General features: G+C 58.6%; 13 protein-coding genes and 1 tRNA gene. 6 read left to right on the plus strand and 8 right to left on the minus strand.

The features are described 5' to 3' along the window. Positions 1-11: 11 nt before the first annotated feature. The 4 genes from GS614_RS20515 to GS614_RS20530 all read right to left on the minus strand — a co-directional run bounded on the left by GS614_RS20515 (position 12) and on the right by GS614_RS20530 (position 2788). Positions 12-1028 carry a Fe(3+) ABC transporter substrate-binding protein gene (locus GS614_RS20515; RefSeq protein WP_171727205.1) on the minus strand — a complete coding sequence of 339 codons (1017 nt, stop codon included), beginning with the start codon at positions 1026-1028 and terminating at the stop codon, positions 12-14. Between the two features lie 195 nt (positions 1029-1223). Next, positions 1224-2384 (minus strand): sialidase family protein, encoded by a 1161-nt coding sequence (locus GS614_RS20520; protein ID WP_171727206.1) that lies wholly within the window; start codon positions 2382-2384, stop codon positions 1224-1226. Positions 2385-2497: 113 nt separating this feature from the next. Beyond that, positions 2498-2623: a type B 50S ribosomal protein L36 gene (gene ykgO, locus GS614_RS20525; RefSeq protein ID WP_008755722.1), complete on the minus strand. Its 126-nt coding sequence runs from the start codon at positions 2621-2623 to the stop codon at positions 2498-2500. Positions 2624-2713: 90 nt separating this feature from the next. Next, positions 2714-2788: transfer RNA gene (locus tag GS614_RS20530), tRNA-Val, on the minus strand. A gap of 148 nt (positions 2789-2936) precedes the next feature. On the opposite strand from GS614_RS20530, the gene GS614_RS20535 reads away from it, so the two are divergent. Continuing rightward, positions 2937-3797: an N-formylglutamate amidohydrolase gene (locus GS614_RS20535; protein ID WP_171172618.1), complete on the plus strand. Its 861-nt coding sequence runs from the start codon at positions 2937-2939 to the stop codon at positions 3795-3797. 2 nt (positions 3798-3799) lie between these two features. Here GS614_RS20535 and GS614_RS20540 read toward each other — a convergent pair whose 3' ends face one another. Further along, positions 3800-5053: a DNA polymerase IV gene (locus GS614_RS20540; protein ID WP_171120609.1), complete on the minus strand. Its 1254-nt coding sequence runs from the start codon at positions 5051-5053 to the stop codon at positions 3800-3802. A 336-nt stretch (positions 5054-5389) separates the two neighbouring features. Then, positions 5390-6103, minus strand: coding sequence for an orotidine-5'-phosphate decarboxylase (gene pyrF, locus GS614_RS20545; RefSeq protein WP_171120607.1), 714 nt, complete (start codon positions 6101-6103; stop codon positions 5390-5392). 100 nt (positions 6104-6203) lie between these two features. Between pyrF and GS614_RS22545 the strand changes: the two genes are divergently transcribed. The 3 genes from GS614_RS22545 to clpB all read left to right on the plus strand — a co-directional run bounded on the left by GS614_RS22545 (position 6204) and on the right by clpB (position 10344). Next, positions 6204-7184: a tetratricopeptide repeat protein gene (locus GS614_RS22545; RefSeq protein WP_171727207.1), complete on the plus strand. Its 981-nt coding sequence runs from the start codon at positions 6204-6206 to the stop codon at positions 7182-7184. Positions 7185-7284: 100 nt separating this feature from the next. Next, positions 7285-7599: a hypothetical protein gene (locus GS614_RS20555; RefSeq protein ID WP_171172621.1), complete on the plus strand. Its 315-nt coding sequence runs from the start codon at positions 7285-7287 to the stop codon at positions 7597-7599. Positions 7600-7725: 126 nt separating this feature from the next. Beyond that, positions 7726-10344, plus strand: coding sequence for an ATP-dependent chaperone ClpB (clpB, locus tag GS614_RS20560; RefSeq protein ID WP_171727208.1), 2619 nt, complete (start codon positions 7726-7728; stop codon positions 10342-10344). Positions 10345-10389: 45 nt separating this feature from the next. Here the strand turns inward: clpB and GS614_RS20565 are convergent, their stop codons facing one another. Continuing rightward, on the minus strand, positions 10390-10926 hold the full coding sequence (locus tag GS614_RS20565) for a hypothetical protein (RefSeq protein ID WP_171727209.1): 537 nt from the start codon (positions 10924-10926) through the stop codon (positions 10390-10392). Positions 10927-11046: 120 nt separating this feature from the next. Next, complete coding sequence (locus GS614_RS20570) at positions 11047-11862, minus strand: cyclase family protein (protein WP_171120595.1); 816 nt, start codon at positions 11860-11862, stop codon at positions 11047-11049. A 331-nt stretch (positions 11863-12193) separates the two neighbouring features. Between GS614_RS20570 and msrP the strand changes: the two genes are divergently transcribed. Together msrP and msrQ are read left to right on the plus strand one after the other, a co-directional pair. Beyond that, on the plus strand, positions 12194-13096 hold the full coding sequence (gene msrP / locus GS614_RS20575) for a protein-methionine-sulfoxide reductase catalytic subunit MsrP (protein ID WP_171617684.1): 903 nt from the start codon (positions 12194-12196) through the stop codon (positions 13094-13096). A 4-nt stretch (positions 13097-13100) separates the two neighbouring features. After that, the gene (gene msrQ, locus GS614_RS20580; protein ID WP_171727210.1) at positions 13101-13715 is read left to right on the plus strand and encodes a protein-methionine-sulfoxide reductase heme-binding subunit MsrQ; all 615 of its coding nucleotides are present in this window, start codon (positions 13101-13103) and stop codon (positions 13713-13715) included. Positions 13716-13933 lie beyond the last annotated feature (218 nt).

The following is a 13933-nucleotide window of genomic DNA, read 5'->3' on the forward strand; positions in this document are numbered from 1 at the left end:
GAGGCAGTGGATTACTTCCAGCCGACTTCGTTGAAGATTTTCTGTGCTTCCGGGATGTTCTTTGCGACCTCAGACAGGTTCACGTCGTCAGCTTTGAACTCACCCAGTGCCTTTACCGATTCCGCCAGTTCAACACTCTGTACTGCCGGGAATTCGTCATTACCCGCCGAGAAGTACTTCTGCGCCTGATCGCTTGCCAGATACTCCAGGAACAGGATTGCGTTTTCCTTGTTCGGCGCATTTGACGCGACGCCACCGCCCGACAGGTTCATATGCGCACCATAGCTGTCCTGATTGGGGAAGACCCAGCCGATCTTGTCGAGGTCAGAGGACAGGCCTTTGACGTCTTTGCGGATGGCCCGTGCATAGTAGTAGGTGTTCGACACAGCGATATCGCATTCACCCGAAACGATGCCACGCAACTGGTCGGTGTCACCGCCCTGCGGGTCTCGGGCCATGTTGGCGACAACGCCTTCGGCCCAGGATTTTGCAGCTTCGGCGCCTTCATGTGTGATGATCGAAGCGAGCAGGGTCTGGTTGTAGGTGTTGGTCGAGGACCGGATGCAGATCAGGCCCTTGTATTCCGGCTTGGCCAGGTCCGCGTAAGCGGCCGGCGGATTGGCAACGTTTTCCTTGTTGTAAAAGATGATCCGACCGCGCTGTGAAAAGCCGAACCACTGGTTGTCTTCGTCCTGAAGGTTGGCGGGGATGCGCTCCTCCAAGGTTTCGCTGTCGATTGCTTGCAGAATGCCCGCATCTTTGGCGCGCGCCAGGCGAGACGTGTCGACCGTCAGCATGACGTCAGCCGGAGAGTTCGCGCCTTCGGCTTCCATGCGCGCAATCAATTCATCCGCCTTGCCTTCGATCCGGTTGATCTTGATGCCGGTCGCTTCTTCGAAGTCCGTGTAAAGACGTTCGTCAGTGTCATAGTGGCGCGACGAATAAAGGTTCAGCTCGCCTTCAGCCGCGGCTGATGTTGCGATCAATGCCGACAGAGCGGCGGCCAGGCAGGTTGTGGATTTCAGCATAGTTTGCCCCAACAATTGAATTTCGCGTCGGTCGATATCCCGACTGATTTGCTCAATTATACGATTCTCAGCGAGATGCAAGAAAATCCGACAGATTTACTTGGTCAAATGAGCGCAGGCGCCCTTGCGAGGCTTTTCCGGGCGGGCGCGACTTGAGTTGAACGGGAAGATCCGCGTCACAGGGAAGTGTCTGGATCACTCACGATCAAGTACCTCAACTGCAAGGATCGTGGGCAAATGGCGCGCGACTTCCGTCCAGGTGTCCCCTTCATCAACACTGGCAAAAACCGAGCCGCTGTTGGTCCCGAAATAGATACCGGCGGGGTCTCGGTGGTCTCCGGCCATGGCCTGTCGCAGAACAGTGAAAAAACAGTTTTCTTGCGGCAACCCACGCCGCTGGTCTTGCCATGTTGCGCCTCCGTTTGTGGATTTCCAAACTGCCGCAGCGGCATCCGGTGGATAGCGCCCGATGCTGTCTCCGTTCAAGGGTAATGTCCAGATCGTGTCCGGATCACGTGGGTGCACATGAATCGGAAATCCAAAGGTGGATGGCAGGCCTTTGGTGATGTCATCCCAACTGCGCCCTCCGTCGACCGAGCGCCAGACACCGTGATGGTTTTGCTGGTAGAGCAAATCCGCGGTTCCCGGAGCTTGAACCATGTTGTGGACGCAATGACCCGTTTCACCATCCCTCGGGGCAGCGGGATGATCATGATGCGCGCAAGCTTCGGCGTTGGACAATCTGTTTCGCCGCTCCCAGCTTGCGCCGCCATCCTCGGTTGCAAACACACCCGCAGCGGAAATGCCGACCCAGAGCTTTTTCGAATCATTTGGGTCAGTCACGATTGTATGCAGGACCAGCCCCGCACCGCCGGGATTCCAATCGGGTGCTGAGGGGTGGTTTGTCAGGCCCTCAAGCGTGTCCCATGTCCGACCATTATCGTGGCTGGCAAGCAGGCGGGCCGGTTTTGTGCCAGCGTACAACGTTCCATGTTGATAACGCAAAGACCAGACCTGCGAAAACTCATCGGCGAATGGTGCGGGTTCTCCGGTCCAGCCGATCATCTGGGCAAAATCCTGATCGTTGGCGGCCCACTCGTCCATTTGGCCCTTGGTGAGTTTTGCGACCTGCCAAGTCACACCGCCGTCTTCGGAACACCAGACACCGGCGCCATGCCAGTCACCACCGCCCCCGGCCCAAAGCGTGCCCGTTTCCTTGTCGCCGATGACGTGGTTGATCGGCCATCCTTCGCAATGCGGGCCCGTCACTTTCCAGTCTGACCTGTTCTGATCACCAGAGACAATGAACGTTCCCTTGGTCGTCCCCACCAGTACGTCGATGCCGTGTTCGCGCATGGGTTTTACACTCCACAATATCGAAGCAAGGGTAGCACGTCGGGCGCACAGGTGCAGAAAACAAAAAAACCGCGCTCAAGAGCGCGGTTTTCTAAAACGATGTTTCGTTGTTCTCAGCCCTGACGAGCTTTGAACTTGCGCTGCGTCTTGTTGATAACGTAGACGCGGCCTTTGCGACGCACAATACGGCAGTCGCGGTGCCGATTCTTGAGCGAGCGGAGCGAGTTCTTGACCTTCATGGTCTGTCTCCAATCTGCGGCGCCTTCATCAAGGACGTGGCCAGCGCCTGGGTTACTCGGGTGTCCCGGATTTCCGGAACAGTGAAATCATGGTGGGCGGTACAAGGATCGAACTTGTGACCCCTTCGATGTCAACGAAGTGCTCTACCGCTGAGCTAACCGCCCACTTTCCCTTTGCGCGCCCAGCCCCATAACGAAATGGGGCGCGGAACCCCGCGCCGGTAGCGGGGTCTATAAAAGGAGTCGCAAAGGGGTTCAAGGGGTTTGGTAGAACTATTTTCCGGTCTATGTTGATTGCGAACATGGAGGGATCATGCAGAACGCAGCCTTTGTATTGGATATGCCTGAAAACCGTAGTTCATGCGTGGTTTTTTCATCTCCGCATAGCGGGCGGAATTATCCAGAAGCGTTTTTGAAGCGGTCCGTTCTGAATCAAAGCGTGATTCGATCCTCGGAAGACGCCTTCGTGGATCAATTGTTTGCTGCTGCGGCCGAGAATGGCGCGCCTTTGATCAAAGCGACCATGCCACGCGCCTATCTGGACCTGAATCGCAGTCTGGACGAACTGGACCCGGCGCTGATCAGCGGTGCCCGCAGGCATGGGCACAACCCCAGGGTCGCATCAGGGTTGGGTGTGATACCCCGCGTTGTGGCCAATGGACGGGCAATCTACAGCGGCAAGCTGACCATGGACGAGGCGCGGCTGCGCATCGACACCTATTGGCGCCCCTATCATGCACGTTTGAAATCCCTGCTGGCCGAATCACACGAGAAATTCGGCCAGGCCATACTGGTGGATTGCCACTCCATGCCGCATGAGGCGGTGGCCATGGCTGGTACGACCCGAAACAAACGGCCCGAGATCGTGCTGGGTGATCGGTTCGGTGCTTCGGCCTCGTCTGAAATCGTGGACCTCGTCGAATCGGCGTTTGCTGCGGCAGGTCTGAATGTTGTGCGCAATGCCCCGTTTGCGGGGGCCTATGTGACTCAGACTTATGGCCGCCCCACCCGCCAGCAACACGCGATCCAGATTGAAATCGACCGGGCCTTGTATATGGACGAAGAAAAGATTGCGCCGAACGCCAATTTCATGACGTTTTCGAAACTCCTTCGGCAGGTGGTGCGCGACATATCCAGGATCGGTTCCAAACCTCATCGTCTGGCGGCGGAATGAAACTAGCGCAAAGCACGGCCCTTCACGATTGCTTCCGGGCCGAACCTCTGGCGGATCTGGTCGGTGGCCCGCTCGGCCTGTGATCTGCGGTCGGCGCCGGGATCAAGCAGGTCGCCGGAGATGTCAGCCTGATCCGCCGGGCACAGGTCAGACAGGCCACACCCCAACAGGCGGTACGGCCCCTGATCTCCCACCTGATCGAAAAGCCCTTTTGCGGTGCGATAAATCCTGTCCGCGATCTGCGTTGCGTCCCGCAATGATACGCGCCGTGTCAGAACCTTGTGATTGGCTTTCTTCAGCTTCAGCGTAACGACCCGGCCAGCCAGATCCTTGGCCTTGGCCCGGTCCGAGACCTTCAGGGCCATGCGCCACAAATGTCCGTCCAGAACATCAATATTGGCGGTGTCCTCGAAAAACGTGGTCTCATTGCTGATGGATTTCATCGGTTCATGGGCTGAAACGCGCCGTTTGTCCTGACCCCGTGCCAGATGCCACAGGCGATACCCCATCGAGCCGAAACGCGCAGTCAAAGCCTCCTGATCCCAACGCAGCAGGTCGTTGAAGGTTCGAATCCCTGCCCGATCCAGTGATTCCTGCGCGGCGGGGCCAATGCCCCAGATCAACCTTACGGGTTTGTCATTCAGAAACTCTGCCGTCTCTGCCTTGCCGATCACCGAAAACCCGCGGGGTTTGTCGAGGTCCGAGGCAACCTTGGCCAGAAACTTGTTGTGACTCAGCCCGATGGATCCTGTCACGCCCAGTTCATCCTTCATGCGTTTGACCAGGCGCGCGAGCATGACGGCTGGGGGGGCTCCGTGCAGGCGTTCGGTGCCGGACAGGTCCATGAAAGCTTCGTCCAGCGACAGGGGTTCGACCACTGGTGTCAGTTCGTCCATCATGGCGCGGATGTCCCGTGACACCTGGGCATACACGGACATGCGTGGTTTGATCACGACGGCATCGGGGCACAGTTGCAACGCTTTGAACATGGGCATGGCGGATCGCACACCGCGAATTCGGGCCACGTAGCATGCCGTGGACACAACACCGCGTTTGCCGCCGCCGATGATGACAGGCTTGTCTGCCAATTCCGGATTGTCCCGCTTTTCCACCGAAGCATAGAAGGCATCGCAATCCATATGCGCGATGGACAAATCAAACAGTTCGGGATGAGACTTTACCCTGGGGCTGCCGCAGGCCGTGCAGCGCCGTTCGTTCGTCAAAGGGGTCAGGCAATCTCGGCAAAGACCGGGCATCTGCGTCCTCGTGTGTTCCGCAGTTGTCTTGGGGGTTCTTTATATCATCCAGTGATATCGATCAAAGATCATTCAGAGAAAAGAAACCCCCCGCGCTTCGCGGGGGGAAGTAACGAACCTCAGGAAGAATAGGTTCGTTGGGGAGTAAATCCCCTTAAGAATCGCTAAGATTTTCGGGCTGAGATAGGGTTAAGCGCGCTTTTCAAAAACTCGCTTTTTGAATGTGTGTTTTCTGGCACAGGGACGATTTGGCGCGGATTCGCGAAAAATTGACGTAAGGTCAACCTGTTGCGGCGGTTTTTTCAGCGTGAATCCCTGTTGAAACGATGATCCTGCTCATCTCGTTTTCAGAGAATTTAACTCGGTCAAAACGGCCGCGGCCGCGGATTTCGGATCTTCGGCCTGATAAATGGGGCGGCCAACTACGATATGATCCGCCCCGCCCTGGATGGCGCTGGCAGGTGTGGCCACACGTTTTTGATCGCCCAGTGCCGCGCCTGCCGGACGCACGCCGGGGGTTACGATCAGCCGGCCCGTCGCCTGGGGTAGGGCGCGGATCAGGGCGGCCTCCTGCGGGCTGGCGATCACGCCATCGGCCCCGGCCTCGAAGGCGTGGGCGGCGCGTTCCACCACCATGTCCTGAACGTCACCGGCCTTCATCATGCCGGCATCCAGGTCGTCGCGGTTCAGCGAGGTCAGGATGGTCACCGCCAGGATTTTCAGATCCTTGCCCGCCGCGCCTTCCTTGGCGGCGCGCACCACATGCGGGTCGCCATGCACGGTCAGGAAATCCAGATCGAACTGCGCCAACCCCCGCACCGCGTTTTCCACTGTGTTGCCGATGTCGAACAGCTTCATGTCCAGGAAGATGCGCTTGCCGTGTTCCTGCTTGAGCTCATTGGCCAGTGCCAGCCCGCCGCCTGTCAGCATGCCCAGGCCGATCTTGTAGAACGACACGGCGTCGCCCAGCGTCTCGGCCAGCTTCAGCCCTTCCAGCGCGTTGGGGACGTCGAGGGCGACGATCAGGCGGTCATCGGCGGTTTGGGACATTGTTTCGGCCTTTCAAACTTGACGGGATCGGCGCTTCTGTAGAGCGTGTGACGCATTGAGACAAGAAAAGACGCAGGAAAATACGGGATGATACGGTTGGGTGTGGTGGCCTCGGCCGGAACCCGACCCTGACGATCCACCGCAGGACCCCGACTATTCGGATGGAGAGTATGACTGCCTGATGGCCGCTGCCGCTCCGGGGCAGTCGCCCTATTTCGACGGAGTGAAATGGGCCGACATGGACGCCGAGAATGCGATGGCGATCTGTGCCGATCTGCTGCTGAAAGACCAGGATGTCGATGCCGAGGTCGTGGCCGCCTTTGGCCGGGCGCTCATGAAAGGCGGCAAGCTGGAAATGGCGCTCGAGTTTTCGGAACTGGCCGCAATGGAGGGCAGCGGGCTGGCGATGAACACGCGCGCTTCGCTCTATAATGATGGAGAGATCGTTCCCACGGAACACGAGACCGCGTTTGCCTGGTACATGGCCGCTGCCGAAACCGGTCTGCCGATGGGGATGCACAACGTCGCTTATGGCTACGAGAACGGGAAAGGTATTGCGCCCGACATCGACAAGGCGCTGTACTATTATGAAAGGGCCGCATTCTTCGGATATGAGCCGTCTCTGCTGCACCTCGGCGTAATCTATCGCGAAGACACGCATGTCGCATGCGATATGCAGCGCACGGTCGACTATCTGAAGATGGCGGCCCGAAACGGCAGCGCCGATGCCGCGGCGCGTCTGGGCTATATCCACGAGATCGGCGAGAACGGCTACTCCAAGGACATCGAACAGGCGCTGGATTATTATTTCCAGGCCGCCAAGCAGAACAATGTCGTGGCGCTGCACAATCTCGGGTCTTTGACCTATCACGGGCGGGACGGTGTGCCCCAGGACACGGAAGCAGCCTTGTTGTTCTGGGGCAGGGCAGCAAAGCTCGGCGATGTGAAATCGCAGCGCAAATTCGGCCGGTTGCTCTATGAAATCGGCGATGTCGAAGAGGCGCTGAGGTTTCTTCGCCTCGCGGCCGAGCAGGGCGATGACGAGGTGCAAAAGCTGATCCGGCAGATCGAAGGCGATTGACCCCCACGGCTGACAAACGAGCCAGCGGTGTCCCCGCATTGTCCCAACTGTGCTATGGTGCTGCCATTCTGAAACGAAAACTGCATCAAAGGGACAGACCATGAAGCACCTTGTTCCGCTGGCCGTCGTGGCCACGCTGGCCGCCTGCGTCGACACGCCGCCACAGACCGAAACAGGCGCCGCGCCGCCCCCGACCAATGATGATTTGAATCTTGTCCGCGGCTATCGGTCCGAAGATGACTGGTGCCAGTTGACCGGAGAAACCGCCTTTACCGGCAATTTCCTCGACCACACCGCCGACCTTGTATCCTGCCCCACGGGCAGCGCCGCCGCGCAGTCGCTGGTCGAGACGAGCGATGCCCAGCAGGTGGCCGAAACCGGGGGCTACACTGTCTATACGATTCCGCGTGGTTGAGGCGTTTTTCCACTCTCTAGCCTCTTGAAGCGGCGGAGAAGTTTCCCAGATTGAGGTCAAGGCCCGGACCACTGCGTGCTGCCAAGCGGGCGCAAATTCACCGGGCGCTTGGAAAAGGAGAATACCATGGACTTGAACAAGTTCACCGAACGTGCACGGGGGTTCGTGCAGGCGGCGCAGACCATTGCGCTGCGCGAGGGGCACCAGAGGCTGGAGCCCACACATATACTCAAAGCATTGATGGATGACGATCAGGGGCTGGCAAGCAATCTGATCACACGCGCGGGCGGCGCGCCGAACCGCGTGGTCGAGGCGCTTGACGCAGCTATGGGCAAGATCCCGAAAGTCAGCGGCGATGCCGGCCAGATTTACATGGACGGCCAGACGGCCAAGGTTCTGGACGAGGCTGAAAAGATCGCCACCAAGGCGGGCGACAGCTTTGTTCCGGTCGAACGCGTGTTGATGGCGCTGTGCATGGTCAAATCCAAGGCCAAAGAGGCGCTGGAGGCGGGTGCCGTATCTGCGCAAAAGCTCAACGAAGCCATCAACGACATCCGCAAGGGGCGTACTGCTGACACCGCAACGGCGGAAGAGGGCTATGACGCGCTCAAGAAATATGCCCGCGACCTGACCGAGGCCGCGCGCGAAGGCAAGATCGACCCGATCATCGGCCGCGACGAGGAAATTCGCCGCGCGATGCAGGTTCTGTCGCGCCGCACCAAGAACAACCCGGTTCTGATCGGTGAACCCGGCGTCGGTAAAACCGCGATCGCCGAGGGCATGGCCCTGCGCATCGTCAACGGCGACGTGCCGGAATCGCTGAAGGACAAGAAGCTGCTTGCGCTTGACATGGGGGCGCTGATTGCTGGTGCGAAATACCGTGGTGAATTCGAAGAACGCCTCAAGGCTGTTCTGACCGAGGTGACCGAGGCCGCCGGTGAGATCATCCTGTTCATCGACGAGATGCACACGCTGGTTGGCGCGGGCAAATCGGATGGTGCGATGGATGCCGCCAACCTGATCAAGCCTGCGCTTGCACGGGGTGAGCTGCACTGCATCGGTGCGACCACACTGGACGAGTATCGCAAATATGTCGAAAAAGACGCGGCCCTTGCGCGCCGCTTCCAGCCGGTGATGGTTCAGGAACCGACGGTCGAGGACACGATCAGCATTCTGCGCGGTATCAAAGAGAAGTACGAGCTGCACCACGGCGTGCGCATCTCGGATTCGGCGCTGGTGTCGGCGGCGACCCTGTCGCATCGCTATATCACCGACCGGTTCCTGCCCGACAAGGCCATCGACCTTGTCGACGAGGCGGCGTCGCGTCTGCGGATGGAGGTGGACTCCAAGCCCGAAGAGCTTGATCAGCTGGATCGTCAGATCCTTCAGATGCAGATCGAGGAAGAGGCGCTGAAGCTGGAAGACGATGCGGCATCGAAGGATCGCCTGGAAACCTTGCAGAAGGATCTTGCCGAACTTCAGGAAAAATCCGCCGAGATGACTGCGCAGTGGCAGGCCGAACGCGACAAGCTGGCTGGCGCGCGGGATTTGAAGGAACAGCTCGACAAGGCGCGGGCCGATCTGGAAATCGCCAAGCGCGAAGGCAACCTCGCCAAGGCGGGTGAGCTGTCCTATGGCATCATCCCCGAGCTTGAGAAAAAGCTGTCCGAGGCCGAGAATGCCGAAAGCAACGCCATGATGGCCGAGGAAACGGTGCGTCCGGAACAGATCGCCAGCGTTGTCGAGCGCTGGACGGGCATTCCGACCGCCAAAATGCTGGAAGGCGAACGCGAGAAACTGCTGCGGATGGAAGAAGAACTGCATTCGCGCGTGATCGGTCAGGATGCGGCAGTCACCGCTGTTGCCAATGCAGTACGCCGTGCTCGTGCGGGTCTGAACGACGAAAACCGCCCGCTGGGCTCGTTCCTGTTCCTTGGGCCGACTGGCGTGGGTAAGACCGAGCTGACCAAGGCCGTGGCGAACTTCCTGTTCGACGACGACAACGCGATGGTGCGCATCGACATGTCCGAGTTCATGGAGAAACACGCGGTTGCTCGTCTGATCGGTGCCCCTCCGGGCTATGTAGGTTATGACGAAGGCGGTGTGCTGACCGAAGCCGTGCGGCGTAGGCCCTATCAGGTCGTGCTGTTCGACGAGGTCGAAAAGGCACACCCGGATGTGTTCAACGTGCTGTTGCAGGTTCTCGACGATGGCGTGCTGACCGATGGTCAGGGCCGTACCGTGGACTTCAAGCAGACGCTGATCATCCTGACTTCGAACCTTGGGTCTCAGGCGCTCAGCCAGTTGCCCGAAGGTGCGGACAGCGCTCAGGCAAGGCGCGATGTGATGGACGCGGTTCGGGCGCATTTCCGGCCCGAGTTCCTGAACCGTCTGGACGAAACCATCATCTTTGACCGCCTCAAGCGGGCCGATATGGATGGCATCGTCGATATCCAGATGGCACGTCTGCAGAAACGTTTGGCCGCCCGCAAGATCGAACTGGCCTTGGACGACGGCGCCAAGGAATGGCTGGCGAATGAAGGCTATGATCCGATCTTCGGTGCCCGCCCGCTGAAACGCGTGATCCAACGTGCCTTGCAGAACCCGCTGGCCGAGGCATTGCTGGCCGGTGAGATCAAGGATGGTGACGTCGTTCCGGTCACCGCCGGGCCGGATGGTTTGATCATCGGCGATCGTTTGGGAACTTCCGAGCGACCCCGCCCGGACGATGCCGTGGTGCATTGATCTGACACCGTGAACCGAAAGGCCCGCTTTTTTGGCGGGCCTTTTTCATGTCGGCTTTCCATAGCCTTTGTTCAGATAATCACTGAGGACCTTCATCCAGACCTGCGCTTTCTCCATTTGAAACTGGGCCGTGAACCTCAGCTTCACAATACAATTTTCCACGACGCCGACTGCCAGAAGTTCGGACAGGCCATCCGATGCCTTGGCCTCGGCCCGATACGGCAACACCTGCGACGGATCACGCAACTGATAGGCGTTGATTTCGCCAAGCTCGGCACCGCGCCGCGCAGCTATTGCAGCGATATCGCGTGCAGCTTGCTTGAAGCTTTCAAGGGCCATTTCGGATGAGACGTCCCTTTGTTGATGGTCATAGAAGAAAACCGTGATCTTGGAGGACGGGTCTGCAAAAGTGGCGGAATAGCCGAGGCCCGGATGGCTGTCTTCATAAACTTCAGACCCGATCTGGTTCAGATCGCTCAGGACCTGCGGCGCGCGCTCAAACAGCTTTTTGCACGATTGCACATCAGCCAATGCCGGTCCGCACAGCAAAGACAGAGAAACAACAAGTGGTTTGAGCAACATGGAGGCAGGGTGTCCCAAACAGATCAAGAATGCACGAAGTCTTGGTCTGCAACTTTGGCAGAAGTTTGGCTCTGCCGGAAAGATGGCCGGGCGGGCGTTGGTCAGCCGCCCGGGAATTCGTCAGACCAATGCAAAGATCCGGGCCGGCCCGCCGGTGCCCCCTTGGTGCTTGGGCGCGCCGATCACCAGCGTTGCACCAGACGCAGGCACGCGATCCAGCCCAGCCAGACATTCGATCCCGAACCGGCCTGACGGCAACCAAGCGTAATGTGTCGCGAAATCTGCGGACATGCCGTGATCAAGAGACAGGGTATCAACGGCAATTGATCGCGCTCCGGTCTCTTCCATCAGCATCTGCGCGGCTTCAACGTGGAAGCCCGGGTAATGCTGCGCTTCGCCGTCGAAATTGCGGAACTCATCCGTGGCGGTTTTGCCTGCCCATCCGGAGTGCATCGCCACGCAGGCACCATCAGGGATATCGCCATTGGCCGCAATCCAGGCTTTCAGATCGTCCGGGGTGACGCGCGTGTCAGCGTCTTCGGCCGCTCGGGCGGCGATGTCCACGACGCATAAGGGGGCGACCAGATCCGTGACGGGGATTTCATCAACCGACGTCCCATCCGCCGAGAAGTGAAGCGGCGCATCGATATGCGTGCCCGTATGTTCGTTGATTGACAGGTTGAACAGATTGAAGCCGTGATCAGCAAAGTTGAATGCTTGCTCGGCGGAAATGCCGGGTTCGCCGCCCCATGTCGGGAAATCCGGGCTCAGCGTATGGGTCATATCCTCGACACCGCCATGCCCGGCCGCCAATGCTGCCGGCGCGACGGCCCCGGTTGCGGCTGCTGCAACACCCGAAGCGGCGGCAGCTTTGAAGAACCCGCGACGAGACAGCATCTTGTCTTTGACGGCATTCATTACGCAGATATCACACATTTTTCTTCCTCCCATTGCGGCCAAAAGGCTGCAATCGCAGCCTTGCCTCGCGTTCGGCTTGGCGTGGCGCCCGTCTGACAGAGTGCAGCCTTGCGCCCGCAATTGTAAAGTTTTGTACCCGTGTTCTGACGGTAATCCACTAAAACCGCGGTTTTCCGCCGGGCTCCAAAAGCTCTCTAGTCTATGGTTTTCGGTGCTGTAAACGTTACTCGAATGCTCAGTCACATCGGAACGTTACAATCACTTCGCTCAATCGTTACGCCTGTTTCCGTGGCTCTGTGCTATCAGCACACTACGTCAATAGCGACCACTGAAGATGACGGAGACCCACATGGCGCATCGCTGGACCAATACTTTGACACATGCCGACGTCACCCCCCGGGCGGCGTTCCTCAACCGGCGGCAGGTTATGGCCGGGCTGGCAGGTGTCGGCCTGACTGCGATGGCCAAACCGGCGGCAGCACAGGATGGGTTGGAGCCGAACACGTGGGAAGAGATCACCACCTACAACAACTACTATGAGTTCGGGACCGGAAAAGATGACCCGGCGAAATATGCTCATACGCTGGTGACCGAACCCTGGAGCGTCACGATTGACGGTCTGGTCGACCGCCCCGGCGACTATGATTTTCAGGCCATCCTGTCCGGGATGACGATAGAGGAGCGGATCTACCGCTTCCGCTGTGTGGAAGCCTGGTCGATGGTAATTCCGTGGAACGGGTTTGAGCTGGCCGACCTTCTCAATATGGCGGGCGTGCAAGACGGCGCGAAATATGTGGCTTTTGAGACGGCGTATCGCCCGGACGAGATGCCGGGAACGCGGTTTCCCGTTCTCGATTGGCCGTACCGAGAGGGCTTGCGCCTGGACGAGGCGATGCACCCTCTGACAATCATGGCAACCGGAATTTACGACCGCCCGATTCCCAACCAGAACGGTGCGCCTTTGCGTCTGGTCGTTCCTTGGAAATACGGCTTCAAATCGATCAAGTCGATCGTTCGGATCACGCTTACAAAGGATGAACCGCCCACCAGCTGGAACATGTCCAATCCACGCGAATACGGGTTCTACAGTAATGTGAATCCCAACGTGGACCATCCACGCTGGTCTCAGGCTTCCGAACGCGAGATCGGGGGCGGGCTTTTCGCGTCACGTAAGCCGACCCTGATGTTCAACGGCTATGAACAAGAGGTCGCCAGTCTTTACGAGGGCATGGATCTGGCCAAGAACTATTAGAATCATGCAGTCGATTAACCAGACACTCCGCCGTATTCCGGTATGGGCGATATATCTGCTGGGGGCGTTGCCCGCGCCCTGGCTGTTTTATCTTGGCCTGACCGGTGGTCTGGGGGTCGAACCGATTGAGGCGTTGGAGCACAGATATGGGGAACTGGCCCTTCAGTTGCTGATTGCCGGTCTGGCGGTCACACCCCTGCGCCGGCATGTCGGTCTCAACCTGATGAAGTTTCGCCGAGCGATCGGGGTGCTCACTTTTGTATACGTCGCGTTGCATCTTCTTGTGTGGCTGGTTCTGGATGTGCAGCTTCCCAGCCAGATCTGGGCGGATATCCTCAAACGCCCGTACATAACGGTCGGCATGACGGCGTTCCTTCTTCTGCTTCCGCTGGCGTTGACCTCCAACAACTGGTCGGTGCGCCGACTGGGACTGCGCTGGCGCAAGCTGCACCGCCTTGTATACGCGGCCGCATTGTTGGGGGCGATGCATTACCTCTTGCTGGCAAAAGGTTTTCAGATCGAGCCGCTTGCTTACCTGGCTGCCATCATCGCCCTGCTTGCCCTGCGCCTGCCGATTCCCAACCTGTCTTTGTGGTCCAACAGGGCCGATTCCGCCTGACTCGGAGGTGAGTCTGTGGGTAATCATGTGCATAACGCGCTGAACCGGGAATTCTGACCTGCCTTTACATGGTTGTCAGCGGCAGCACGCTTGGTGGGTCCGATTTAAGTGTATGTAATTAATCGATAAATGAGCTTTTCAAGAATTTCTTCTGTTTTTGTGTATTTTCTGCTTGCGGGATTTGTTTGTTATACTTAGAACCCCCTTCACCGGCGCTG

The organism is Ruegeria sp. HKCCD6604 (assembly GCF_013110635.1).
Lineage (GTDB): Bacteria > Pseudomonadota > Alphaproteobacteria > Rhodobacterales > Rhodobacteraceae > Ruegeria.